Origin of the sequence: Streptomyces sp. NPDC059994 (assembly GCF_042737755.1) — a bacterium.
In the GTDB taxonomy this organism is placed as follows: Bacteria; Actinomycetota; Actinomycetes; order Streptomycetales; family Streptomycetaceae; genus Streptomyces.
Genome location: NZ_JBHWUR010000024.1, coordinates 53390 through 76103, shown reverse-complemented (window position 1 = coordinate 76103; position 22714 = coordinate 53390). Strand labels below are relative to the sequence as shown.

Genomic DNA, 22714 nt, shown 5'->3' with positions numbered 1-22714 from the left:
GTCTGGGGTCGGAGCCCCCAGCGGGCACCGCAAGGGGTCCCTTACGAGGCGAACAGCCGCACCGGCCACGCCGCATGCGCTTCGGCCATGACGTCGAGCAACGGCGCCGACGCGGCGGGCAGCGCGTCGAGCCCCTCGGCCGAGGCGACGCCGGCGGCCCGCGCCGCCGCCGCGGCCACCGAGTCCAGTTCCGGCCCCAGGCGTGCCAGCACGCCCGTCGCGTCGAACGGATCGAGGCTGAGCAGCCGGACCGCCGCCGTCGCGGGCCCGCTGACCGTCTCGTACACGACGCAGTGCGCCGCGTCCGTCGCGGACAGCCCGCCCGCCCGCGCCGCGAGCCCGAGCACGACCGGCTGGTGCGCCCCGCGCGGCCGGGCCGCCGCCAGCGCGGCCAGCTCCTCACTCGGCCAGGCGGCCCGCGCCGCCCGCATCATCTGGCGGCCCAGCTTGCGCGCGGTGGCCCGCAGCGCCGGGGACGGGGTGCGCGCGTCGGCGGCCTCGTCGAGCGCGAGCGGGTCGAGGCCGAGGACGGCCGCCGCGGCGAGCGAGGCCGACACCAGGCCCGCCGTGTGCAGCCGCCCCCGGCAGAACTCCGCCAGGGAGGCCGCGTCATGGACCCGGCCCGCCTTGACGGCCGGTTCGACGCCGCCCGAGTGGGCGTGGCCGCCGGCCGGGAACCGGCCGTCGGCGAGGACGAGCAGGGCAGCTCGGGTCATAAGAGTCGGCTCCGCCCGCTCAGAAGAGGAAGTACCGCTGGGCCATGGGCAGTTCGGCGGCCGGCGCGGGCTCCACCGCCTCGCCGTCGATGGTCACCGTGAAGGTGTCCGGGTCGACCCTGACGTCCGGCAGGGCGTCGTTCTCGCGCATGTCCGCCTTGCCCACCCGGCGGGTGTTCTTGATGGCGGTGAACTTCTTGTCCAGGCCCAGCCGTTCGGGCAGCCCGTCGTCGAGGGCGGCCTGCGCCACGAAGTTGAGCGAGTTGGCCGCCGGGGCCTTTCCGTGCGCGCCGAACATCGGTCGGGGCAGGACCGGCTGGGGCGTGGGGATGGACGCGTTGGCGTCGCCCATCTGCGCGTACGCGATCTGGCCGCCCTTGATGACGAGCTGCGGCTTGACGCCGAAGAACGCGGGCTCCCACAGCACCAGGTCCGCGAGCTTGCCCGGTTCGACCGAGCCGATCTCGCTGTCGAGACCCTGCGCGACCGCCGGGTTGATCGTGTACTTGGCGACATAGCGGCGCGCCCGGTGGTTGTCGGCCCGCCCGTCGCCCGCGAGCGCTCCCCGGCGCACCTTCATCACGTGCGCGGTCTGCCACGTACGCAGGATGACCTCGCCGATCCGGCCCATCGCCTGGGAGTCGGAGGAGAGGATCGAGATGGCGCCCAGGTCGTGCAGGATGTCCTCGGCCGCGATGGTCGAGGGCCGGATGCGGGACTCGGCGAACGCCAGGTCCTCCGGCACGGCCGGGTTGAGGTGGTGACAGACCATCAGCATGTCGAGGTGCTCCTCGATGGTGTTGACGGTGTGCGGCCGGGTCGGGTTGGTGGAGCTGGGCAGTACGTACGGCTCGGAGACCACGGTGATGATGTCCGGGGCGTGCCCGCCGCCCGCGCCCTCGGTGTGGTACGCGTGGATGGAGCGGCCCGCGATGGCGGCGAGGGTGTCGCCGACGAAGCCCGCCTCGTTCAACGTGTCGGTGTGGATGGCGAGTTGGGCGCCGGTCTCGTCGCAGACACCCAGACAGGCGTCGATGACGGCCGGGGTCGCGCCCCAGTCCTCGTGGATCTTGAATCCGAGGGCGCCGCCGCGCAGCTGGGAGTGCATGGCCTCGCGCGACATGGTGTTGCCCTTGCCGAGCAGACCGATGTTGACGGGCGCGTTCTCCAGGGCCGCGAACATCCGGGCCAGATGCCAGGGGCCGGGGGTGACGGTGGTGGCCTTGGTGCCCTCGGCGGGGCCGGTGCCGCCGCCGACGAGAGTGGTGATGCCCGAGGAGAGCGCCTGGTCGACGAGGGTGGGCGAGATGAAGTGGACATGGGTGTCCACCGCGCCCGCCGTGAGGATCTTCCCGTTGCCCGCGATGATCTCGGTCTCGGGGCCGATGACGAGGTCCGGGTGGACGCCGTCCATGGTGTCGGGGTTGCCCGCCTTGCCGAGCGCGGTGATCCGGCCGTCGCGGATACCGAGGTCCGCCTTGACGATGCCCCAGTGGTCCAGGACGACGACTCCGGTGATCACGGTGTCGGGCGCGCCCTCGGCGCGGGTGGTGCGGGCCTGGCCCATCGACTCGCGGATCACCTTGCCGCCGCCGAACACCGCCTCGTCGCCCGCGCGTCCGGGTCCGCCGCAGCGGTCCTCCTCGATCTCGACGAGCAGATCGGTGTCGGCGAGCCGGATGCGGTCGCCGGTGGTGGGGCCGAACAGGTCGGCGTACACGGCACGGTGGAGCTCAGTCATCGAGGGGCCCTCCGGTCTCGCCGCGCAGCCCACTGACGATCCGGCGTCCGGCGAGGGGGACGAGCTCGACATCGACGGGGATGCCCGGCTCGAAGCGCACGGCGGTGCCCGCGGCGATGTTCAGCCGCAGCCCGCGGGCGGCGTCGCGGTCGAAGTCCAGGCCGGGGTTGGCCTCGGCGAAGTGGTAGTGCGAGCCGACCTGGACGGGCCGGTCGGCGGCGTTGAGGACGGTCATCGTGGTGGTCTCGCGGCCCTCGTTGAGGGCGACGGGCTCGTCCGCGAACAGGATCTCTCCGGGAATCATGGCGGCGCTCCCCCCGTCAGACGATGGGCTCGTGGACGGTGACGAGCTTGGTGCCGTCCGGGAAGGTCGCCTCGACCTGTACGTCGTGGATCATCTCCGGGATGCCCTGCATGACGTCGTCACGGGAGAGCACCTTGCGTCCGGACGCCATGAGTTCGGCGACGGTCCGGCCGTCGCGGGCGCCTTCGAGGATGTGCGAGGTGATGAGCGCGACGGCTTCGGGGTGATTGAGTTTCACCCCGCGGGCGCGGCGCTTGTCCGCGACGTCCGCGGCCACATGGATGAGCAGTCTCTCCTGCTCGTGCGGCGTCAGTTGCACGCTTCCCACCTCACAGTCGTGCCCGGGACGGGGGAATCCCGCCTCGACGCTGCGGGACCCTAGCCGAGTTCAACACTCTGTTGACCTGCGGTCCACGGCTCCGCAGCCAGGCATTGCACGTTACGGCGGAAGTTTTTCCGGCTCGTTAACTGACGCTTTGCATATCCATGGCCAATGCATCCATCACCGGCTCGGGCGGTCCGGAACCCGTCAGTCACCCGCCGGCGGCTGACGGTGCTCGGCGGCGATGCCGAACCGGCGCCGTTCGCCGGGAGCGGACGCGACCTGGCGCACCGACGACACCGAGCTGATCACCTGCTCCTCGGCCGGCTCCGCCGCGCCTTCGAGTCGTTCCAGGTCAGCGGCGGACACCAGGGCGACGAGGGGCTTGCCGTGCCGGGTCACGACAACGCGCTCCCCCCCGTACACCACGCGGTTGATCAGCTCGGCGAGCTCAGCTCGGGCTTGCGTCACCGGAATCTCATAGGCCATGCTCCCCATCATAACGGCCTGTACGTCCTGTACATTTTTTACAGAGACATCGGCACGAGAGAAGAGGTACGTCATGCCCGGCCCGTCCGCCCGCTACGTCCTGCCCGAATTCTCCGAGCGCACCTCTACCGGGGTCCGCACCCTCGATCCCTACTCCAAGCTCCTGGAGGAGCGGATCGTCTTCCTCGGCACCCCCGTCGACGACACCGCGGCCAACGACGTGATGGCCCAGTTCATGCACCTGGAGCACGCCGACCCGGACCGCGACATCTCGCTGTACATCAACTCCCCCGGCGGCTCGCTCACCGCGATGACGGCGATCTACGACACCATGCGGTTCGTCACCTGCGACGTGGAGACGGTGTGCATGGGCCAGGCCGCCTCGGCCGCGGCCGTGCTGCTGGCCGCGGGCGCCCCGGGCAAGCGGCTCGCGCTGCCCGGCGCGCGGGTCCTGATCCATCAGCCCGCGGTCGCGGAACCGATCCAGGGCCAGCCGTCCGACCTGGTGATCCATGCCAATGAACTCCAGCGCGGGCGCGAGCTGTTGACGGAGCTGCTGGCCCGGCACTCCGGGCAGTCCACCGAGCGGATCAGCGCCGACATCGAGCGGGACACCATCCTCGACGCCACCGCGGCCGCCGAGTACGGGCTGGTCGACCACGTCGTCACCAGCCGCAAGAGCTCGGCCGCGGCGCGAGGGAGGTAGAGCCGTGCTGCCCGAGCTTCCGCCGCTGCCCGCGCTGACGCGCGCCGAGGGCGAGTTCATCGACGCGTACCTCGACGCGCTCGACAAGCTGGGCCGGATCAACCCCGCCCGGCACCGCGACACCTACGGCGCGCTGCGGGCCGCGCAGGCGCTCGTCGGGCGGGCCGTGGCGCTGCGGGACGCGCTGACGACCATGCATCGGCGCGGCGAGTCGGAGCTTCACTCCGAGACGCTGGCGCGGACCCTTCGGCTGCTCGACGGGGAGCGCCGTGCGGGCCGTCTGACGATGCCGCCGCAGTCATCCGCGAGTTGACGCTCCGGTGTCCGTGCACCCCCGCGCCGGTACGAGTCGGCGTCCCCCGTTCGCACCATCCGATGGCCCGAACGACGTACCGCACATGTTGCTCCGAATGCGCAGACACCGAACGGAATGAATCGTTCCATCGCTGGTGCGACGCAGGTCGGACACCCCGTCAGGAGCGTGGAAACCTAGATGTACACCTGAATGGGTCAGTCGTGAGGAGCCTCACAAAATGCCGTTTCGGCTCGGAATCCGACACTTCGTGGGTCAAGATCCCTTCCGACGACAAGCCCCCGCCACCGCGGCGGGGCGGTCCGGGCGGACGCCGAGTCCTGCCGCCGTACCCGGATGACTGGTCGACTGAGTGGATCGGCAGGAGTGGAGGACCCAAGCAGTGCGGGCCCACCGGGAGACCGGGAGGCCCTTGGGGTGAAGCCGCGCGAGCGGCCGGGCATCTTCGCCAGTCCGAACCCGACAGGTCATCCTTCGCAGGCGGTTTGACGAAGGGTTGCGCATGACTGCGCAGAATTACCTCCCGTCCCTGCTGACTCGAGTCGGTGCGGTCTCCGCCCTCACGCTCGCCGCCGTCGGCGCCACCATGCTGGCGCCGGGCGCCGGCAGTGAGGCGAGCGCCACGACACTCGCGACGAAGGCGCTCAACGTCGCCGCGTCGAAGAAGGGCGCGCCTTACAAGTCCGGCGCCAGCGGCCCGTACCGGTTCGACTGCTCGGGGCTCACCGTCTACTCGTTCAAGAAGGCGGGCAAGAAGCTGCCCCGCACCACCCAGCAGCAGTACAACAGCACCCGGCACATCTCGTCGTCCACGCGCCAGCGCGGGGACCTGGTGTTCTTCCACTCCGGCTCGAAGGTCTACCACGTGGGGATCTACGCCGGGAACGGCAAGATATGGCACTCCCCCAAGACCGGGTCCGTGGTCCGGCTGGAGAAGATCTGGTCGAAGGGCGTCTGGTACGGGCGCGTGCGCTGACGCACGCGACGCGAGGGGCCGGTGAGCACGGCGGGCCGGTGAGCCCGCCCGCCCGCGCTCACCGGCCCGCGCTCACCGGCCCGCGGGCCGGACACAGGCCCGCCGGACGGGCCCCGGCTCAGCTCTGGACCGGCACCGTCCACGGCAGCGCGATCCAGACGGTCTTGCCGCCCTCCGCGGTCGGGGTGACCGACAGCCGCCCCCCGCACTCGGCGGCGAGCCAGCGAATGATCACCATGCCGCGCCCGTTGTCCTGCTGGACGGCGGCGGGAAGACGTTTCGGCCAGCGGGGGTGGCTGTCGGTGACACCGATGTGGAGCTGCTCGTCGCGCTCCAGGCGCAGATCCACGGTGAAGGTGGGCGACTGGCCGAACGTATGCTGCACGGCGTTGGTCGCGAGCTCGGAGACGATCAGGCGGATCGTATCGGCGGTGTCGGCGTCCGACGGAAGACCCCACTCGGTGAGTACGCCGGCGACGTGTCTACGGGCGGCGGAGACCGAGGCGGGATCGCTCGGCAGAGTGAGGGTGGATTCTTGGTGGTCTGCCATGGCGACGCTGTCCCTTTCCCACCCGGGCCGGCCTGCTGGACTCGTAGCGAGCGGACAAACGCGAGGACGCCCCGGACTTGCGCTTCGCGCCAGAGTGCCACTCATCGTGCCGCCGGATGCGCCGATCCACCAAGATGTGCATATATCTGTCGCTCAAAGCGGTGAACTCTGCGACGAAGGACTGTACTTGGGCGCCACACTTGCCCATCACCCGAACCCCGGCCGGGCGGAAGGAGGCCGACATGTGGCACGGGCCCGCGGTACGCCGCCGCAAACTCGGCGAGGAACTGCGCCGGCTGCGCTGCGCGGCGGCCTTCACGAGCGGCGAGGTCGCCCGACAGCTGGGCTGGCACCAGTCCAAGGTGAGCCGGATCGAGACCGGCCGCAGCGGGGTGAAGCCCGCGGACGTGGCCCGGCTGCTTGAGGTGTACGGGGTGGCCGACCCCGAACTGCGGGCGCTGCTCGAAGCGCTGGCGGGGGCGGCGGACGGCCGCGGCGCCCAGTGGTGGCAGGCCTACCGGGGGCTGCTGCCGCCCCAGTACCGGGACTTCATCAGCCTGGAGTCACAGGCGTCGGCGGCGCGCACCCTGGAGACGTCCGTGGTGCCGGGGCTGCTCCAGACGCCCGAGTACGCCCGCGCGGTGACCCGGGCGGCTCTCGGCGGGCTGGACGCGGCGCGGGTGGACTCCCTCGTGGAGGTGCGCCTGGCGCGGCAGGAGGTACTGCGGGCCGATCCGCCGCTGGAGCTGAGCGCGGTGGTCGACGAGGCGGCGCTGCACCGCGCGGTGGGCGGGGCGGCCGCGATGCGGCGGCAGTTGCGCCATCTCCTGGAGGCCGCTCAGCTGCCGCAGGTCCGGTTGCGGGTGCTGCCTTTCAGCAGCGGTGGCCATATCGGGCTCACCGGGCCTTTCATTATCTTCTCCTTTCCGCACATTTCCGATCTGGATGTTGTGGTTATCGACCACTTGACGAGTAGCCTCTATCTCGAACGGAGAGAAGACCTTGAGGCGTACAGCGCCGCGTTCCACATGGCCGAGGCGCGGGCCCTCTCGTTCAAGGAATCATTGAATCTCATCGCCGGGATGGCTGACGGCGTGTAAGGGAGGCATGATGCCCTCACCCCCCACGCATGTACCTTCCAACACTTCTCTGAACGGTGCGCAATGGCGGCGCAGCAGCCGTAGTACAGGAATGAACAATTGCGTCGAGGCCGCATTCCTCGACGCCGGACTGCTCGCCATCCGTGATTCCAAGCGGACCGCCGGGCCCGCGCTGCTCTTCGGAGCGCGGGCCTGGCACAGCTTCCTTTCCGGTCTGCCGGTCGAGCTCAACGAGGCGCCCGACAGCAGGAGTTGACCCACGCCAACGGGGGACTAGGCGGTGGGCCCGGTCCGCAGGATCGTGTCCACCGCCCACTGGATCTGGGACTCGGTCAGATCGGCCCGGGCGGTCAGCCGCAGCCGGGAGATGCCGTCCGGCACCGACGGCGGCCGGAAGCACCCCACCGCCAGACCCGCGCCCCGGCAGTCGGCCGCCCAGGCCACCGCCCGCTCCGGCGACGGCGCCCGCACCGAGACCACGGCCGCGTCCGGGCGCGCCGCCTCCAAACCCGCCGCCGTCAGCCGTTCGTGCAGCTCGGCCGCCACCGCGCGGGCCCGGCCCGCCCGCTCCGGCTCGGCCTCCAGGAGCCGGAGCGCCGCCAGCGCGCCGCCCACCGCCGCGGGGGCGAGCCCGGTGTCGAAGATGAACGTACGGGCCGCGTTGACCAGGTGCCGGATGACCCGGGCGGGGCCCAGGACCGCGCCGCCCTGACTGCCGAGCGACTTCGACAGGGTGAGAGTCGCCACCACGTCGTCCGCGCCCGCGAGCCCGGCGGCGTGCGGCCCGCCCCGCCCGCCCTCGCCCAGGACGCCCAGCCCGTGGGCGTCGTCCACCACGAGCGCCGCCCCGAACTCCCGGCAGGCGGCGGCGAGTCCGGGCAGCGGGGCGGCGTCGCCGTCCACCGAGAAGACCGAGTCGCTCACCACGAGCGCGGGCCCGCCGTGGGCGTCCAGAGCCTTGCGCACGGCCTCGGGGTCGGCGTGCGGGACCACCTCGGTCTCCGCGCGCGACAGCCGGCACCCGTCGACGATCGAGGCGTGGTTGCCCGCGTCGGAGACGATCAGCGAGTCCCGCTCGCCGAGGGCGGTCAGCGCGGCGAGGTTGGCCGCGTACCCGGAGGAGAAGACGAGCGCCGCCTCGAACCCGCAGAACCGGGCGAGCGCGTCCTCCAGCTCGGTGTGGAGCGCGGTGGTGCCGGTGACCAGGCGTGATCCGGTGGATCCGGCGCCCCAGCGCAGCGCCGCGTCGGAGGCGCCCCGGGTGACCGCCGGGTGCCGGGTGAGCCCCAGGTAGTCGTTGCTCGCCAGGTCCAGAAGGTCCTGGTCGGCGGCGCGCGGCCGCAGCACCCGTACGAGACCGGCGCGCTCGCGCCGCTCGGTCGCTCCGTCGATCCAGTCGAATGGCGCTCGGGGCATGGTGGAGATCCCTTTTGTAGGCAGCGGACAGACCCTATTCCTGGACGGGCGAGGTCAGGGTGTGGCAATACACACACCTTCCAGGAGCGCAGTTGTACGATCCCTCCTTGGCTGGGGCGGGGGTTTTCGGCAAGGATCGGCGCCATGGACCTGCTGAACACGCTGGTGGACAAGGGGCTGCGGCGCGAGCTGCCGAGCCGTGAAGAGGCGCTCGCCGTACTGGCGACCTCCGACGAGGAACTGCTCGACGTGGTGGCCGCGGCCGGCAAGGTGCGCCGTCAGTGGTTCGGGCGCCGGGTGAAGCTGAACTACCTGGTGAACCTGAAGTCCGGACTGTGCCCCGAGGACTGCTCGTACTGCTCGCAGCGGCTGGGCTCCAAGGCCGAGATCCTCAAGTACACCTGGCTGAAGCCGGACGAGGCGTCCAAGGCGGCCGCCGCCGGTGTCGCGGGCGGCGCCAAGCGGGTCTGCCTGGTCGCCAGCGGCCGCGGCCCGACCGACCGCGACGTGGACCGCGTCTCGCAGACCATCGAGGCGATCAAGGAGCAGAACGAGGGCGTCGAGGTGTGCGCCTGCCTCGGTCTGCTCTCGGACGGCCAGGCCGAGCGGCTGCGCGCGGCGGGCGCCGACGCGTACAACCACAACCTCAACACGTCCGAGGGGACGTACGGGGACATCACGACCACCCACACCTACGCCGACCGCGTCGACACCGTGCAGAAGGCGCACTCCGCCGGGCTCTCCGCCTGTTCCGGTCTGATCGCGGGCATGGGCGAGAGCGACGAGGACCTGGTCGACGTCGTCTTCTCGCTGCGCGAGCTCGACCCGGACTCGGTGCCGGTCAACTTCCTCATCCCGTTCGAGGGCACCCCGCTCGGCAAGGAGTGGAACCTCACCCCGCAGCGCTGTCTGCGCATCCTCGCGATGGTCCGGTTCGTCTGCCCGGACGTCGAGGTACGGCTCGCGGGCGGCCGCGAGGTGCATCTGCGCTCGATGCAGCCGCTCGCCCTCAACCTGGTCAACTCGATCTTCCTCGGCGACTACCTCACCAGTGAGGGCCAGGAGGGCAAGGCCGACCTGGAGATGATCGCGGACGCCGGCTTCGAGGTGGAGGGCGCGGGCACGACCACGCTGCCCGGGCACCGCGCCGACGCGATGGCCGCCGCGGGCTGCGGCTCGCACGCGCAGAGCGGCTGCGGCTCGCACGAGGGCGGCGCCTGCGGCCCGTGCGGCTCCGAGAGCGCTCCGGCCGCCGCGGCCGAGGTCTCCGAGGCGCGTACGGACCTGGTGGCGGTGCGCCGCCGCGGCGCGGGCACGGACCTGGCCCCCAATGCCTGACCCGGTGCGCGGTTACGACGTCGCCGAGCTGCGGGCGCTGGACCGGCAGCACGTCTGGCACCCCTACGGCCCCATGCCGGGCCGCCAGGAGCCGCTGGTCGTGGAGTCCGCGTCCGGGGTCCGGCTGCGGCTCGCCGAGGAGGCGCACGGACAGCGCGAGCTGGTCGACGGCATGGCGTCCTGGTGGTCGGCGCTGCACGGCTACCGCCACCCGGTCCTGGACGAGGCCGTACGCGGCCAGCTGGACCGGATGAGCCATGTGATGTTCGGCGGACTCACCCACGAGCCCGCCGTGCGGCTCTGCACCAAGCTCGTCGAGATCACCCCCGAGCCGCTCCAGCACGTCTTCCTCAGCGACTCCGGCTCGGTGTCGGTCGAGGTCGCCATCAAGATGTGCCTGCAGTACTGGAAGTCGGTCGGGCAGCCGCGCAAGCAGCGCCTGCTGACCTGGCGCGGCGGCTACCACGGCGACACCTGGCAGCCGATGTCGGTGTGCGACCCGGACGGCGGCATGCACTCCCTGTGGTCCGGCCGGCTGCCGGAGCAGGTCTTCGCGGACGCGCCCCCCACCGGGTACGACGCGGAGCCGGACGAGGCCTACGTACGCCATCTGCGGGAGCTGATCGCGCGCCACGCCGACGAGGTGGCGGCGGTGATCGTCGAGCCGGTGGTGCAGAACGCGGGCGGGATGCGGTTCCACTCCCCCGCCTACCTGCGGGCGCTGCGCGAGGCGTGCGACGAGCACGGAGTGCTGCTCGTGTTCGACGAGATCGCCACCGGCTTCGGCCGCACCGGCACACTGTTCGCGTCCGAGCACGCCGCCGTGTCGCCCGATGTGCTGTGCGTGGGCAAGGCGATGACCGGCGGCTACCTCTCGATGGCCGCGACGCTGTGCACCACCCGGGTGGCCGAGGGCATCTCCTCGGGCGAGGTCCCGGTCCTGGCGCACGGCCCGACGTACATGGGCAACCCGCTGGCCGCCTCCGTCGCCTGCGCCTCGATCGACCTGCTGCTCTCCCAGGACTGGAAGGGCGAGATCAAGCGCCTGGAGACGGGGATGCGCGACGGTCTGGACGAGCTCGCGGGGGCGCCCGGGGTGAAGGACGTCCGCGTCCTCGGCGCCATCGGCGTCGTCCAGCTCGACCATGAGGTGGACATGGCGGCGGCGACCCGGGCGGCGGTCCGCGAGGGCGTGTGGCTGCGCCCGTTCCGCGACCTGATCTACACGATGCCGCCCTATGTGACGAACGACGAGGACCTGGCGCGCATCTGCCGTGCCGTGGGCGCTGCGGCTCGGGAGGGCTGATGACGGTTCTGGTAGTGAGCGGTACGGGGACGGAGATCGGCAAGACGGTCGTCACGGCGGCCGTCGCCGCGCTGGCGCGCGCCGCCGGACAGACGGTCGCCGTCCTCAAGCCGGCCCAGACCGGGGTCGCGCCCGGCGAGCACGGCGACGTGGCGGAGGTGCTGCGTCTGGCGGGCGACGACATCACCGGCGCCGAACTGGCCCGCTTCCCCGAGCCGTTGGCCCCCAACACGGCCGCGCGGCGGGCCGGGATGAAGGCCGTGCGCCCCGAGGAGGTCGCCGAGGCGGCCGAGAAGCTGGCCGCCGAGCACGACCTGGTCCTCGTGGAGGGCGCGGGCGGGCTCCTGGTCCGCCTCGACGACGAGGGCGGCACGCTCGCGGACGTGGCCCGGCTGCTCGCCGCGCCCGTCCTGGTCGTCACCCCGGCCGGCCTCGGCACGCTGAACATGGCGGCGCTGACCGGCGAGGCGCTGCGGGCGCGGGGCCTTCAGTGCGCGGGCGTGGTCGTGGGCAGCTGGCCCGCCGAGCCGGACCTGGCGTCCCGCTGCAACCTGGCGGACCTGCCGGAGTCCTCCGGCTCACCGCTGGTCGGGCTGGTGCCGGAAGGCGCTGGCCAGCTCTCCGGCGCCGACTTCCGTGCGGCGGCGCCGGGCTGGCTCGGTCCGGAGCTCGGCGGCGGCTGGAGTCTGTGATGGCGGTCTTACGGGCACGGCTGCGCCAGATCGTCGTGGACTGCGCCGCGCCGGACCGCCTGGCGCGGTTCTGGGCGGCGCTGCTCGGCGGCTCCCCGGTGGTCCGCGACGCGGGCTGGGCGTACCTCGACACACCCGGCACACCGCGGCTCGCCTTCCAGCGGGTGCCGGAGGCGAAGGCGGGCAAGAACCGGCTCCACCTCGACCTCGTGGTGGAGGACGTCGCCCGTGCCCGGGCCGCCGCGGTGCGCCTCGGCGCGCGGTCGGTGGGCACGACCGTGACGGACGCCCAGGGAGCGTTCCAGGTGATGCGCGACCCCGAGGGGAACGAGTTCTGCTTCGTGAGCGCGTGACGCCGACGCGGGCGGGCCGGTAAAGACCGAAGGGCGGGGCGGCCTACGGGTGACGCGGGTCCGGGGCGGGGACAATCCCGGTGTCCGCCCCGCCCGTTCTCCGCCCGTCGTTGGAGGGTCCCCCCATGGAGCAGCGTGCCAAGATCGCCCCGGACGCCGTGCACCATCCCCTGTTCGCCCGCTTCTACGGCCGGTTCAGCGAGACGGCCGACCGCCGAGCGGGCCTCGTCGCACACCGCCGCGAGCTGCTGGCCGGGCTCTCCGGCCGGGTGATCGAGATCGGCGCGGGCAACGGCCTCAACTTCCCGCACTATCCGGGCGCCGTCTCCGAGGTGGTCGCCATCGAACCCGAGCGCGGTCTGCGCAGGCTGGCCGTCCGGGCGGCGCTGCGCGCGGACGTGCCGGTCGACGTGGTGCCGGGGGCGGCCGAGGCGCTGCCGGTCAAGAGCGAGGCGTTCGACGCGGCCGTGGTCTCGCTCGTCCTGTGTTCCGTACGCGATGTGCCGCGCTCGCTGGCCGAGATCCGCCGCGTCCTGCGCCCCGGCGGCGAGCTGCGGTTCTACGAGCACGTGCGGGCCGGGGGCCGGGCCCTCGCGGCCGTCCAGCGCGCGGCGGACCGGACGCTGTGGCCGCTGCTCCTCGGCGGGTGCCACACCTCGCGCGATCCGCTCGCGGCGATCGAGGCGGCGGGCTTCGAACTGGTCGCGTTCCGCCGGCTGCGCGTGCCCGAGAGGGGGCCGCGGCACCCGGCGTCGCCCCATGTGCTCGGCACGGCACGACGCCCGGATGCGGGCTGATCCCTTCCCGGGGGATCTCCTGCTTCCGCCGGATGGCCCGGGCCGGTCCGCGCCTCTACTCTCGTATGCCGTACGGGAGTCGGTCCAGCCATGACGCAACGACCCGGGAGGCGGCCTTGTCCACAGCTGCAGCGGCAACGGAAGGGGTCGCCGCGCGGGCCCGGGCGCTGACCAAGGCGTACGGCACGGGCGAGACGGCGGTCCTGGCGCTCGACTCGGTCGACGTGGACATCGCGCGCGGCCGGTTCACGGCGGTCATGGGCCCGTCGGGCTCGGGCAAGTCCACCCTGATGCACTGTCTGGCCGGGCTCGACTCGGTCTCGGCGGGCCAGGTGTGGCTCGGCGACACCGAGATCACCGGGCTCAAGGAGCGCGAGCTGACACGGCTTCGGCGGGACCGGATCGGCTTTATGTTCCAGGCGTTCAATCTGCTGCCGACACTCACCGCCGCCGAGAACATCACGCTGCCGATGGACATCGCCGGGCGCAAACCCGACCGGGAGTGGCTGGAACAGGTCATCGACACGCTCGGGCTGCGCGACCGGCTGCGGCACCGGCCCGCCCAGCTCTCCGGCGGCCAGCAGCAGCGGGTGGCGTGCGCGCGGGCGCTGGCGTCCCGCCCGGAGCTGATCTTCGCGGACGAGCCGACGGGCAACCTCGACTCGCGGGCCGGGGCCGAGGTCCTCACGTTCCTGCGGGAGGCCGTGGACCGGCTGGGGCAGACGGTGGTGATGGTCACCCACGACCCCGTCGCGGCGGGCCGGTCCGACCTGGTGCTGTTCCTGGCCGACGGGCGGATCGTCGACGAGATGCCCCGGCCGACGGCGGAGGCGGTCCTGGACCGGCTGCGGCTCTTCTCCGGCGGCCCGGGAACCGGCGCCGCCACCCCGGAAGGCACAGCCGAGGGCACCCCCGGCTTCGACCCGCTGCGCAAGGGCTGAGCGGCCGTGCTGAAGGCGACCCTGCGCAGTTTCCTCGCCCACAAGGGACGGCTGCTGCTGTCCGCGCTCGCGGTGATCCTCTCGGTGGCGTTCGTCGCCGGTTCGCTGATCTTCTCGGACACCGTGGCCCGTACCTTCGACCGGCTCTTCGCCTCGACCTCGGCGGACGTGACGGTCGGGCCGCCCAAGGGGCTCGACGAACGCGTGCCGTCCGGGGTGACCCGTACGGTCCCGGCCTCGCTCGCGGCGAAGATCGCGGGCGTCGACGGCGTGGCCGCCACGCACGTCGACGCGGCCGTCGAGAACATCACCGTCGTCGACCGCGCCAACGACTCGGTCGGGCCGACCACCGGCGCCCCGACCATCGCCACCAACTGGTACGTCACCGAACGCAGTCCGGTGAAGCTGACCAGCGGCCACGAGCCGCACGGCCCCGGCGAGGCGCTGCTCGACAAGGACACCGCCGACAAGAAGCACGTCCGCATCGGGGACCCGCTCACCGTCCTGGCCCAGCCCGGCTCCTTCAAGGTCGAGGTCGTCGGCATCGCCACCTTCACCACCACCAACCCCGGTGCGGCGCTGGTGTTCCTGGACACCCCGACCGCGCAGACCCGGCTCCTGGGCAAGGCAGACGCGGCCACGGCCATCTCGGTGGACGCGGCCGCGGGGGTGTCGGACGAGGTGCTCAAGCAGCGCGTCACGGCGGCCGTCGGCGGCTCGTACGAGATCAGGACGGCCGCCCAGCAGGCCAAGTCGGCCGCCGACGAGCTGGGCGGATTCCTCGACGTCATCAAGTACGTGATGCTGGGATTCGCCGGGGTCGCCACGCTCGTGGGCATCTTCCTGATCGTCAACACCTTCTCGATGCTGATCGCCCAACGTACCCGGGAGCTGGGCCTGTTGCGGGCGCTCGGCGCGGACCGGCGGCAGGTGCGCCGGTCCGTCCTGCTCGAAGCGCTGCTGCTCGGCCTGGTCGGCTCCACCCTCGGCCTCGGCGCGGGGATCGGGCTCGCCGCGGGGCTGATGGCGCTGATGGGCGCGTTCGGGATGAAGCTCAGCACCGCCGAGATGGCGATCGGCTGGGGGACGCCGGTGGCGGCGTACGCGGTGGGCGTCGGTGTGACGTTCGTGGCCGCGTATCTGCCCGCGCGCCGGGCCGCCAGGGTCTCCCCCATGGCGGCGCTCGCGGACGCCGAAGTCTCCGGCATCGGGCGGCCGTTGAAGGTACGGGCCGTGGTCGGCTCCGTGCTCACCCTCGCGGGTGCGGCCGCGCTCACGGGGTGCGCCACGTCCACCAGGACCGCGACCTCGTCCTCGCTGCTCGGGCTCGGCGTGGTGCTCACGCTGATCGCGACCGTGGTGGCCGGGCCGCTCCTGGTCCGGCCGGTGATCCGCGTCCTTGGCGCCGCCTTCCCCCGGCTGTACGGTCCGGTGGGCCGGATGAGCCAGCGCAACGCGCTGCGCAACCCGCGCCGCACGGGCGCGACCGCGTCCGCCCTGATGGTGGGCATCGCCCTGGTCGCCGGGCTCTCGGTGGCCAGCGCCTCCATGACCAAGTCGTTCGACCAGCAGATCGACAAGACGCTGGGCGCCGACTTCGTCGTACAGAACAGCAATTTTCAGCCGTTCCCGCAGGAGATCACCGACAAGGTGCGCACGGTGAAGGGCACGGAGGCCGTCGTCCGCCAGCGGTTCGCGCCCCTGCGGCTGACGCTGCCCGACGGGAAGACTCGCGAGACGACGGCGTCCGGCTACGACCCCCAGCTCGACGACGTCGCCCATGTCACCTATACGGCGGGCGGTTCGGCGGAGGCGCTCTCCCCCGGCAACCTCGCGATGGACCGCACCTACGCGCGCGACCACCGTGTCCGCCTCGGCGACACCCTGCCCGTCACCTTCGCCACCGGCGGCAAGGCGCGGCTGCGGGTGGCCGCCCTGACCGACATGGACACCTCGGGCGGCTTCGGCGTGGAGGGCGGGGTGTTCATGGGCCTGGCCACCGTGGAGCGCTATCTTCCGGGCGGCCAGGACGCGGCGGTGTACGTCAACGCGAGCGGCGGCACCAGTGCGGACGGGCTGCGGGCCGCGCTGGAGAAGACCCTGGACCCGTATCCGCAGGTGCAGGTGAGGGACCAGGCGGACTACAAGAAGCTGATCCGCGACCAGATCGCGGTGATGCTCTACCTGGTGTACGCGCTGCTCGGCCTGGCGATCGTCATCGCGGTGCTCGGCGTGGTCAACACACTGGCGCTGTCGGTGGTGGAGCGCACCCGCGAGATCGGGCTGCTGCGCGCCATCGGGCTCTCGCGGGTCCAGCTGCGGCGCATGATCCGGCTGGAGTCGGTGGTGATCGCGGTGTTCGGGGCGCTCCTCGGGCTCGTCCTCGGCATGGTGTGGGGCGTGGGCATCCAGCAGGTGCTCGCGCTCCAGGGCCTCAAGGCGTTCGCCGTGCCCTGGTCCACGGTGATCGCGGTCGCGGTGGGCGCGGCGGCCGTGGGCCTGCTGGCGGCGCTGCTCCCGGCGCTGCGCGCGTCGCGGATGAACGTGCTGGCGGCGATCGCGCACGAGTAGGGGCGGGGGCCGGGACGTGGGGGCGGGTGGAGGCCGGACGCGGGGGCGGCTTGAGTGTGCGGGGTGAGCCCGTGACCTGGGGTCCTCCCGGCCTCCGGAGCCTCCCCCAACCGCCATTTTGCCAGTGCTTTACCATGGGTGGACCTACCCACGACTGAAAGGTGTGAGCGTCCGCCCATGGGCGAGCCTCCCAGTACCCGTCCCCGTACCGGTACGCGACATCGCGCGATCCTCCTGACCCTGCCCGATCATGGGACGGAGGTGAACCGATGACCGAAGTGCTTCTGCTCGTGGTGGCCGTGCTGCTGTCGCTGGCCTGCGGGGCCTTCGTGGCGGCCGAATTCTCCCTCACCACCGTGGAGCGCGGCGAGCTGGAGCGGGCCGTCGAGAGCGGCGAGCGCGGCGCGAGCAGCGCCCTCAAGGCCGTCCGCAGCCTCACCTTCCAGCTCTCCGGCGCGCAGCTCGGCATCACCGTCACCAACCTGGTGATCGGCATGCTCGCCGAGCCCTCGATCGCCAAGCTGATCAGCGGCCCGCTCGGCTCCATGGGGCTGTCCGACGCCGTTTCCCACTCGGCGGCGCTGGTCCTCGGCACCGCCCTGTCGACCGTCTTCCTGATGGTCGTCGGCGAGCTCGTCCCCAAGAACTGGGCCATCTCCTCGCCGCTGGCGGTGGCGAAGGTCGTCGCCACGCCGCAGCGCGTCTTCAGCGCGGCCTTCCGCCCCTTCATCAGCCACCTCAACAACACCGCCAACCACATAGTGCGCCGTCTGGGCCTGGAGCCCGCCGAGGAGCTGGCCTCCGCCCGCACCCCGCAGGAGCTGGTCGCACTCGCCCGCCACTCGGCCAAGCAGGGCGCCCTCGAAGCGGACACCGCCGAGCTCTTCGTCCGTACGCTCAACCTGGCGGAGCTCGACGCCGAGAACGTGATGACGCCCCGGGTGCAGGTCACCGCACTGGAGGTGCACGCCACCGCCGAGGACGTCGCGAACGCCACGCGCGCGACGGGCCTGTCCCGCTTCCCCGTCTACCGGGGCAGCCTCGACACCGTCGTGGGCATCGCCCACATCAAGGACGTCCTCGCCATCCCCGCCGAGCAGCGCCCCCGCCACCCGGTCACCGAGCTGCTGCGCGAGCCGCTGCTCGTACCGGAGACGCTGACCGTGGACCGGCTGCTCGACCAGCTGTACGGGCGGCGGACCATGGCCGTGGTCATCGACGAGTACGGCGGTACGGCCGGGGTCGTCACCCTGGAGGACATCGTCGAGGAGGTCGTCGGCGAGGTGCGGGACGAGCACGACCCGCACGAGACGTCCGACCTGGCCCGGGCCGGCGAGGACGCCGACGGGCGCGCGCTCTACTCGGCCGACGGCGCCGCCCGGACCGACCAGCTGGAGGCCATCGGGCTGCGCGTCCCGGAGGGCCCGTACGAGACGCTGGCGGGCCTGATCGCCACCGGGGTCGGCCGGATCCCGGCGCTCGGCGACAGCGTGGAGCTGGGCGGCTGGCGGCTCGACGTCGTCGACGCGTCCGGCCGCCGCGCCGCGCGCGTCCTGCTGCACGCACCGCTGCCCGGCGACGGGGACGGCGAGGATGAGCAGGACGGCTCCCGCCGCCGTAGGGAGCACCGGGGCGCGGGGCGCCGCGGGCCTGACGGACACACGAAGCACGGTAGGCACGGGGGTGCTCGGCGTGGGAGGGGTGCGCGGCGCGACGGCCGCGCCGATGGTGACGGCCGTGACGGTGCCGGTGACCGCGAGGGTCCTGCGGGTCCTGCGGGTCCTGCGGGTCCTGCGGGTCCCGGCGACGAGGGAGCCGGCCGATGACCGTCATCCAGTTGCTGATCGGTCTGGCGACGCTGGTCGTCAACGCCTTCTTCGTCGGCGCCGAGTTCGCGCTGATCTCGGTACGCCGCAGCCAGGTCGAGCCGCTCGCCGAGCAGGGCAACCGCCGTGCGCGCAGCGTGATCTGGGGTCTGGAGCACGTCTCCGCGCTGATGGCGGCGGCGCAGCTGGGCATCACGCTGTGCACCCTGGTGCTCGGTGTGGTCGCCGAGCCCGCCATCGAGCATCTCCTGGAGCCGGTGTTCCACCTGGTCGGGATGCCCGACGGTGCGGCGCGCCCGGTCTCCTTCTTCATCGCGCTGGCGCTCGCCACCTATCTCCACATGCTGCTCGGCGAGATGGTGCCGAAGAACATCGCGCTGGCCGAGCCGGCCAGGACCGCGCTGCTGCTCGGCCCGCCGCTGGTGACGCTCGCCCGGGCGCTGCGCCCGGTGATCTTCGCGATCAACGCCTTCGCCAACGCCCTGCTCAAGCTGTTGCGGGTGGAGACCAGGAACGAGGTCGCGGCGACGTTCTCCGACGCCGAGCTGGCCCGGATGGTCCGGGACGCGGGCGATGCCGGGCTCCTCGACGACCGGGCCGCCGAGCGGCTGCACGACGCCCTGGAGCTGGGGCGCCGACCCGTCCGGGACGTGGTCGTCCCGCTGGAGAAGGTCGTGCACACCCCGGTCGGCACGACCCCGGAGGAACTGGAGCGGCTCGCCGCCCTGTCGGGCTTCTCCCGCTTCCCGGTCGTGGACGCGGGCAACCGCATCCTCGGCTATCTGCACGTCAAGGACGCGCTCGACGCGACCCCGCGCGACGTGCCGTTCCCGGTGACGGCCCTGTGGCCGATCGCCCGGGTCCGGACGTCGGCGCCGCTCGACGACGTACTGACCGCCATGCGCCGCAGCCGTACGCACCTCGCGGCGGTGCTCGACGAGGACGGACGGCTGTCGGGCCTGGTCACGATGGAGGACGTCCTGCGCGAGCTGGTCGGCAGACCGGACACGGCGTAGGACGGACGCGCCCGGGGGCGGCGGGGCGCCGCCTATACAACGGGCTTGGCGGCGCTTTCGGTTCCCGGTGCCTTCGCCGGCTCGGCGGGGGCGTCGGGTGCCGTGGTCTCGGTGAGGCCCGGGCCCGGCCGCCCCAGGCCCGACGAGCCGATGGCCATCAGCACGGAGAGCAGCGTCGCCAGGCCCGCGGTGGCGAGCGCCGCCTTCCAGTCCACGTCGAACAGGTTGGTCGCCCCGGCCGTCAGGACCGCCGCGAGCGACTGGGCGAACGTCCGGACGGCCCGCTCGGCAGTGGCCTTCCAGAAGGCTTTGGTGAACATGGAACGCTCGCTCTCTCGTACGTGGTCAGTGCGCGGTCAAGTGGTGCGGACGCAAAGGGAGTTGAGGGCACCGGATGTGACGTGGGCGGAGTTGAGGTAAGCGGAGTTGAGGTGTTCCTGGCATACCGCGTAACGCCCCACGCCGACAGGGCCCGCGCGGCGGGGATCGGCTGAGTTCGCCCAGGGCGTGTCATGAGCCGCGGCCGACGCCGCCGACGGGCACGAGCTGCCGGGCACGGACGGCGGGTCAGAGCTCTGTCGCGGCCGGCCACATGTCGAGCACCTCGCGCTCGCCCGTGACCGTCAACTCCTCGTCACTGGGCGCCCGCCGCCCGTAGCACGAGCAGCGGCAGTTCGCCCGCCGCGCCCTGGACGGTGATGGTGGCGTCGCCCCCAGAGGCGTCGGACCCGCTCGCGCCGCGCGCGTCCTCGCAGGTGCCCACCGCGGCGACCAACCCCGCCGGCGCCCCCGCCAGCACCTCCGCCGGCGCCTGTTCGAGCGCCTCGCTCATCCGCTTCCCCCTTGCCGACTCCACCCGACCGCGTGACACTACCGCGCGGTACGATCACTCCGCCATGGAGATGAATGCCAGCTACACAAGCTTTGTCGCAGTCGGCGATTCCTTTACCGAGGGCATGTCCGACCTCCTGCCCGACGGCTCCTACCGCGGCTGGGCGGATCTGCTCGCGGCCCGGCTCGCCGCCCGGACGCCCGGCTTCCGTTACGCCAATCTCGCCGTACGCGGAAAGCTCATCGGCCAGATCGTCGACGAGCAGGTCGAGCCCGCGGCCGCCATGCGGGCGGACGTGGTGACCCTGGTGGGCGGCCTCAACGACGCCCTGCGGCCCAAGTGCGACATGGACAGGGTGCGCGGGCTCCTCACCGAGGCCGTCGAAAAGCTGGCGCCGTCCTGCGGCCGGCTCGTCCTGATGCGCAGCCCCGGCCGCGACGGCCCCGTGATGGAACGCTTCCGCCCCCGTATGGAAGAGCTCTTCTCGCACATCGAAGACCTCGCCGCCAAGCACGACGCGCTCGTCGTCGACCTGTACGGCGCGGCCGTGCTCGCCGATCCGCGCCTGTGGGACGTCGACCGCCTCCATCTGACCGGCGAGGGCCACCGCCGGGTGGCCGAGGCGGTCTGGCAGAAGCTCGGGCTCCCGGCCGGGGACGACTGGCTCGCCCCGCTGCCACGCGGGCCGCAGCCGCGCTGGGCGACGCGCCGCGTGGCCGACGCGCGGTTCGCCCGGCAGCACCTCGCCCCGTGGATCGGCCGCCGCCTCACCGGCCGGTCCTCGGGCGACGGCCGCCCGGCGAAGCGCCCGGAGCTCCTGCCGTACGACACGACCCCACGGGCGGATGAGGGACCGGGGACGGCGTCCGGTGACGTGACCGCGCTCTCGTAGCAAGCCACAAACCGGGCCGGGGCGCTGGCCTGCAGAAATCGCCAGTAGAATCTGGTCACGTGACTGCTGTGTCTGCGAAGCCTCGCATCCCCAATGTCCTGGCCGGCCGCTACGCCTCCACGGAGCTGGCCGTCCTCTGGTCCCCCGAGCAGAAGGTGAAGCTGGAGCGTCAGCTCTGGCTCGCCGTGCTGCGCGCGCAGAAGGACCTCGGGATCGAGGTGCCGGACGCCGCCCTCGCCGACTACGAGCGCGTACTCGACCAGGTCGACCTCGCGTCGATCGCCGAGCGCGAGAAGGTCACCCGCCACGACGTGAAGGCCCGGATCGAGGAGTTCAACGCCCTCGCCGGACACGAGCAGGTCCACAAGGGCATGACCTCCCGCGACCTGACCGAGAACGTCGAGCAGCTCCAGATCCGGCTCTCCCTGGAGCTGATGCGCGACCGGACCGTGGCGGTCCTGGCCCGGCTCGGCAAGCTCTCCGGCGAATACGCGGAGCTGGTCATGGCGGGCCGCTCGCACAACGTCGCGGCGCAGGCCACCACCTTGGGCAAGCGCTTCGCCACCGCCGCCGACGAGCTGCTCGTCGCCTACGGCCGCCTGGAGGAGCTGCTCGCGCGCTACCCGCTGCGCGGTATCAAGGGCCCGGTCGGCACCGCCCAGGACATGCTCGACCTGCTCGGCGGCGACGCCGCGAAGCTCGCCGAGCTCGAACAGCGCATCGCCGGCCACCTCGGCTTCGCCCACGCCTTCACCTCCGTCGGTCAGGTCTACCCGCGCTCGCTCGACTACGACGTCGTGACCGCCCTGGTGCAGCTCGCCGCCGCGCCCTCCTCGGTCGCCAAGACGATCCGGCTGATGGCCGGACACGAGCTGGTCACCGAGGGCTTCAAGCCCGGCCAGGTCGGCTCGTCCGCGATGCCGCACAAGATGAACACCCGCTCCTGCGAGCGCGTCAACGGCCTGATGGTCATCCTGCGCGGCTACGCCTCGATGACCGGCGAGCTCGCCGGCGACCAGTGGAACGAGGGCGACGTCTCCTGCTCGGTCGTCCGCCGCATCGCGCTGCCCGACGCGTTCTTCGCCTTCGACGGCCTGCTCGAAACCTTCCTCACCGTGCTCGACGAGTTCGGCGCCTTCCCCGCCGTCGTGGCCCGCGAGCTGGACCGCTACCTTCCCTTCCTCGCCACCACCAAGGTGCTGATGGCGGCCGTACGCGCCGGGGTCGGCCGTGAGGCCGCGCACGAGGTCATCAAGGAGCACGCCGTCGCGTCCGCGCTGGCCATGCGCGAGCAGGGCGCCGAACGCAATGAACTCCTCGACAAGCTGGCCGCCGACGACCGCATGCCGCTCGACCGCGCCCAGCTCGACGCCCTGATGGCCGACAAGCTGTCCTTCACCGGCGCCGCGGGCGACCAGGTCGCCCTTCTGGTCTCCCGTATCGAGGAGATCGTCAAGCAGCACCCGGCCGCCGCCGCGTACACCCCCGGCTCGATCCTCTGACCCGGACCCGGGCCA

25 protein-coding genes and 1 riboswitch are annotated in these 22714 nt (G+C 72.4%); of the genes, 16 read left to right on the top strand and 9 right to left on the bottom strand.

The annotated features are described in order from the left end of the window. Positions 1-41 precede the first annotated feature (41 nt). The 5 genes from ACFWA7_RS15470 to ACFWA7_RS15450 form a co-directional block, all read right to left on the bottom strand. Positions 42-716, bottom strand: coding sequence for an urease accessory protein UreF (locus tag ACFWA7_RS15470; protein WP_385534964.1), 675 nt, complete (start codon positions 714-716; stop codon positions 42-44). A gap of 19 nt (positions 717-735) precedes the next feature. After that, positions 736-2457 carry an urease subunit alpha gene (locus ACFWA7_RS15465; RefSeq protein ID WP_385534962.1) on the bottom strand — a complete coding sequence of 574 codons (1722 nt, stop codon included), beginning with the start codon at positions 2455-2457 and terminating at the stop codon, positions 736-738. After that, the gene (locus ACFWA7_RS15460; protein ID WP_385534960.1) at positions 2450-2761 is read right to left on the bottom strand and encodes an urease subunit beta; all 312 of its coding nucleotides are present in this window, start codon (positions 2759-2761) and stop codon (positions 2450-2452) included. The genes ACFWA7_RS15465 and ACFWA7_RS15460 overlap by 8 nt, the downstream gene beginning before the upstream one ends. A 16-nt stretch (positions 2762-2777) precedes the next feature. After that, positions 2778-3080, bottom strand: coding sequence for an urease subunit gamma (locus tag ACFWA7_RS15455; protein WP_385534958.1), 303 nt, complete (start codon positions 3078-3080; stop codon positions 2778-2780). 210 nt (positions 3081-3290) lie between these two features. Beyond that, positions 3291-3572, bottom strand: coding sequence for a type II toxin-antitoxin system Phd/YefM family antitoxin (locus ACFWA7_RS15450; protein WP_385534956.1), 282 nt, complete (start codon positions 3570-3572; stop codon positions 3291-3293). 73 nt (positions 3573-3645) lie between these two features. On the opposite strand from ACFWA7_RS15450, the gene ACFWA7_RS15445 reads away from it, so the two are divergent. From ACFWA7_RS15445 to ACFWA7_RS15435, 3 genes are all read left to right on the top strand, one after another. Beyond that, positions 3646-4278 (top strand): ATP-dependent Clp protease proteolytic subunit, encoded by a 633-nt coding sequence (locus ACFWA7_RS15445; RefSeq protein WP_385534954.1) that lies wholly within the window; start codon positions 3646-3648, stop codon positions 4276-4278. Between the two features lie 4 nt (positions 4279-4282). Continuing rightward, entirely contained in the window at positions 4283-4591 is a 309-nt protein-coding gene (locus ACFWA7_RS15440) for a hypothetical protein (RefSeq protein ID WP_385534952.1), read from the top strand. Positions 4592-4905: 314 nt separating this feature from the next. Further along, positions 4906-5089, top strand: a riboswitch (cyclic di-AMP (ydaO/yuaA leader). A gap of 4 nt (positions 5090-5093) precedes the next feature. After that, positions 5094-5567 carry a C40 family peptidase gene (locus ACFWA7_RS15435; protein ID WP_385534950.1) on the top strand — a complete coding sequence of 158 codons (474 nt, stop codon included), beginning with the start codon at positions 5094-5096 and terminating at the stop codon, positions 5565-5567. A 118-nt stretch (positions 5568-5685) separates the two neighbouring features. On the opposite strand, the gene ACFWA7_RS15430 is transcribed toward ACFWA7_RS15435, so the two are convergent. Further along, complete coding sequence (locus tag ACFWA7_RS15430) at positions 5686-6117, bottom strand: ATP-binding protein (RefSeq protein WP_385534948.1); 432 nt, start codon at positions 6115-6117, stop codon at positions 5686-5688. 242 nt (positions 6118-6359) lie between these two features. Here ACFWA7_RS15430 and ACFWA7_RS15425 point away from each other — a divergent pair, with 242 nt between their 5' ends. Together ACFWA7_RS15425 and ACFWA7_RS15420 are read left to right on the top strand one after the other, a co-directional pair. Continuing rightward, complete coding sequence (locus ACFWA7_RS15425) at positions 6360-7217, top strand: helix-turn-helix domain-containing protein (RefSeq protein WP_385823357.1); 858 nt, start codon at positions 6360-6362, stop codon at positions 7215-7217. A gap of 10 nt (positions 7218-7227) precedes the next feature. Beyond that, on the top strand, positions 7228-7473 hold the full coding sequence (locus tag ACFWA7_RS15420) for a DUF397 domain-containing protein (RefSeq protein WP_385823363.1): 246 nt from the start codon (positions 7228-7230) through the stop codon (positions 7471-7473). Between the two features lie 17 nt (positions 7474-7490). Here ACFWA7_RS15420 and ACFWA7_RS15415 read toward each other — a convergent pair whose 3' ends face one another. Next, a complete protein-coding gene (locus ACFWA7_RS15415; protein ID WP_385534944.1) occupies positions 7491-8633 on the bottom strand; it encodes an 8-amino-7-oxononanoate synthase in 1143 nt (380 codons plus the stop codon). A gap of 144 nt (positions 8634-8777) precedes the next feature. Here ACFWA7_RS15415 and bioB point away from each other — a divergent pair, with 144 nt between their 5' ends. From bioB to ACFWA7_RS15370, 9 genes are all read left to right on the top strand, one after another. Further along, entirely contained in the window at positions 8778-9971 is a 1194-nt protein-coding gene (gene bioB, locus ACFWA7_RS15410; RefSeq protein ID WP_385534942.1) for a biotin synthase BioB, read from the top strand. Next, positions 9964-11277, top strand: coding sequence for an adenosylmethionine--8-amino-7-oxononanoate transaminase (locus tag ACFWA7_RS15405; RefSeq protein ID WP_385534940.1), 1314 nt, complete (start codon positions 9964-9966; stop codon positions 11275-11277). The genes bioB and ACFWA7_RS15405 overlap by 8 nt, the downstream gene beginning before the upstream one ends. After that, entirely contained in the window at positions 11277-11969 is a 693-nt protein-coding gene (gene bioD, locus ACFWA7_RS15400; protein ID WP_385534938.1) for a dethiobiotin synthase, read from the top strand. The genes ACFWA7_RS15405 and bioD overlap by 1 nt, the downstream gene beginning before the upstream one ends. After that, entirely contained in the window at positions 11969-12322 is a 354-nt protein-coding gene (locus tag ACFWA7_RS15395) for a VOC family protein (protein ID WP_385823354.1), read from the top strand. The genes bioD and ACFWA7_RS15395 overlap by 1 nt, the downstream gene beginning before the upstream one ends. Before the next feature lie 125 nt (positions 12323-12447). After that, complete coding sequence (locus ACFWA7_RS15390; protein ID WP_385534934.1) at positions 12448-13119, top strand: class I SAM-dependent methyltransferase; 672 nt, start codon at positions 12448-12450, stop codon at positions 13117-13119. A 65-nt stretch (positions 13120-13184) separates the two neighbouring features. Further along, complete coding sequence (locus tag ACFWA7_RS15385) at positions 13185-14060, top strand: ABC transporter ATP-binding protein (protein ID WP_385823352.1); 876 nt, start codon at positions 13185-13187, stop codon at positions 14058-14060. A 6-nt stretch (positions 14061-14066) separates the two neighbouring features. After that, positions 14067-16631 carry an ABC transporter permease gene (locus ACFWA7_RS15380; RefSeq protein ID WP_385823350.1) on the top strand — a complete coding sequence of 855 codons (2565 nt, stop codon included), beginning with the start codon at positions 14067-14069 and terminating at the stop codon, positions 16629-16631. A gap of 269 nt (positions 16632-16900) precedes the next feature. After that, the gene (locus ACFWA7_RS15375; RefSeq protein ID WP_385823348.1) at positions 16901-18457 is read left to right on the top strand and encodes a hemolysin family protein; all 1557 of its coding nucleotides are present in this window, start codon (positions 16901-16903) and stop codon (positions 18455-18457) included. After that, positions 18454-19473: a hemolysin family protein gene (locus tag ACFWA7_RS15370; protein ID WP_385534926.1), complete on the top strand. Its 1020-nt coding sequence runs from the start codon at positions 18454-18456 to the stop codon at positions 19471-19473. The genes ACFWA7_RS15375 and ACFWA7_RS15370 overlap by 4 nt, the downstream gene beginning before the upstream one ends. A 32-nt stretch (positions 19474-19505) precedes the next feature. Here ACFWA7_RS15370 and ACFWA7_RS15365 read toward each other — a convergent pair whose 3' ends face one another. Continuing rightward, positions 19506-19793, bottom strand: a complete 288-nt coding sequence (locus tag ACFWA7_RS15365; RefSeq protein ID WP_385534924.1) for a holin — start codon at positions 19791-19793, stop codon at positions 19506-19508. A 314-nt stretch (positions 19794-20107) separates the two neighbouring features. After that, positions 20108-20305, bottom strand: coding sequence for a hypothetical protein (locus tag ACFWA7_RS15360; RefSeq protein ID WP_385534922.1), 198 nt, complete (start codon positions 20303-20305; stop codon positions 20108-20110). A gap of 64 nt (positions 20306-20369) precedes the next feature. Between ACFWA7_RS15360 and ACFWA7_RS15355 the strand changes: the two genes are divergently transcribed. Beyond that, positions 20370-21197, top strand: coding sequence for an SGNH/GDSL hydrolase family protein (locus ACFWA7_RS15355; protein WP_385534920.1), 828 nt, complete (start codon positions 20370-20372; stop codon positions 21195-21197). A gap of 59 nt (positions 21198-21256) precedes the next feature. Further along, positions 21257-22699 (top strand): adenylosuccinate lyase, encoded by a 1443-nt coding sequence (purB, locus tag ACFWA7_RS15350; protein WP_385534918.1) that lies wholly within the window; start codon positions 21257-21259, stop codon positions 22697-22699. Positions 22700-22714 lie beyond the last annotated feature (15 nt).

Bases quoted from the DNA above. Each gene is read 5' to 3' on its own strand.
- ACFWA7_RS15465 (WP_385534962.1), bottom strand. From the start codon at position 2,457: ATGACTGAGCTCCACCGTGCCGTGTACGCCGACCTGTTCGGCCCCACC.
- ACFWA7_RS15360 (WP_385534922.1), bottom strand. From the start codon at position 20,305: ATGAGCGAGGCGCTCGAACAGGCGCCGGCGGAGGTGCTGGCGGGGGCG.
- ACFWA7_RS15405 (WP_385534940.1), top strand. From the start codon at position 9,964: ATGCCTGACCCGGTGCGCGGTTACGACGTCGCCGAGCTGCGGGCGCTG.
- ACFWA7_RS15430 (WP_385534948.1), bottom strand. From the start codon at position 6,117: ATGGCAGACCACCAAGAATCCACCCTCACTCTGCCGAGCGATCCCGCC.
- bioB (WP_385534942.1), top strand. From the start codon at position 8,778: ATGGACCTGCTGAACACGCTGGTGGACAAGGGGCTGCGGCGCGAGCTG.
- ACFWA7_RS15460 (WP_385534960.1), bottom strand. From the start codon at position 2,761: ATGATTCCCGGAGAGATCCTGTTCGCGGACGAGCCCGTCGCCCTCAAC.
- ACFWA7_RS15435 (WP_385534950.1), top strand. From the start codon at position 5,094: ATGACTGCGCAGAATTACCTCCCGTCCCTGCTGACTCGAGTCGGTGCG.
- bioD (WP_385534938.1), top strand. From the start codon at position 11,277: ATGACGGTTCTGGTAGTGAGCGGTACGGGGACGGAGATCGGCAAGACG.
- ACFWA7_RS15370 (WP_385534926.1), top strand. From the start codon at position 18,454: ATGACCGTCATCCAGTTGCTGATCGGTCTGGCGACGCTGGTCGTCAAC.
- ACFWA7_RS15470 (WP_385534964.1), bottom strand. From the start codon at position 716: ATGACCCGAGCTGCCCTGCTCGTCCTCGCCGACGGCCGGTTCCCGGCC.
- ACFWA7_RS15415 (WP_385534944.1), bottom strand. From the start codon at position 8,633: ATGCCCCGAGCGCCATTCGACTGGATCGACGGAGCGACCGAGCGGCGC.
- ACFWA7_RS15425 (WP_385823357.1), top strand. From the start codon at position 6,360: ATGTGGCACGGGCCCGCGGTACGCCGCCGCAAACTCGGCGAGGAACTG.
- ACFWA7_RS15375 (WP_385823348.1), top strand. From the start codon at position 16,901: ATGACCGAAGTGCTTCTGCTCGTGGTGGCCGTGCTGCTGTCGCTGGCC.
- ACFWA7_RS15390 (WP_385534934.1), top strand. From the start codon at position 12,448: ATGGAGCAGCGTGCCAAGATCGCCCCGGACGCCGTGCACCATCCCCTG.
- ACFWA7_RS15385 (WP_385823352.1), top strand. From the start codon at position 13,185: ATGCCGTACGGGAGTCGGTCCAGCCATGACGCAACGACCCGGGAGGCG.
- ACFWA7_RS15445 (WP_385534954.1), top strand. From the start codon at position 3,646: ATGCCCGGCCCGTCCGCCCGCTACGTCCTGCCCGAATTCTCCGAGCGC.
- ACFWA7_RS15395 (WP_385823354.1), top strand. From the start codon at position 11,969: ATGGCGGTCTTACGGGCACGGCTGCGCCAGATCGTCGTGGACTGCGCC.
- ACFWA7_RS15450 (WP_385534956.1), bottom strand. From the start codon at position 3,572: ATGGCCTATGAGATTCCGGTGACGCAAGCCCGAGCTGAGCTCGCCGAG.
- ACFWA7_RS15355 (WP_385534920.1), top strand. From the start codon at position 20,370: ATGGAGATGAATGCCAGCTACACAAGCTTTGTCGCAGTCGGCGATTCC.
- ACFWA7_RS15420 (WP_385823363.1), top strand. From the start codon at position 7,228: ATGCCCTCACCCCCCACGCATGTACCTTCCAACACTTCTCTGAACGGT.
- ACFWA7_RS15365 (WP_385534924.1), bottom strand. From the start codon at position 19,793: ATGTTCACCAAAGCCTTCTGGAAGGCCACTGCCGAGCGGGCCGTCCGG.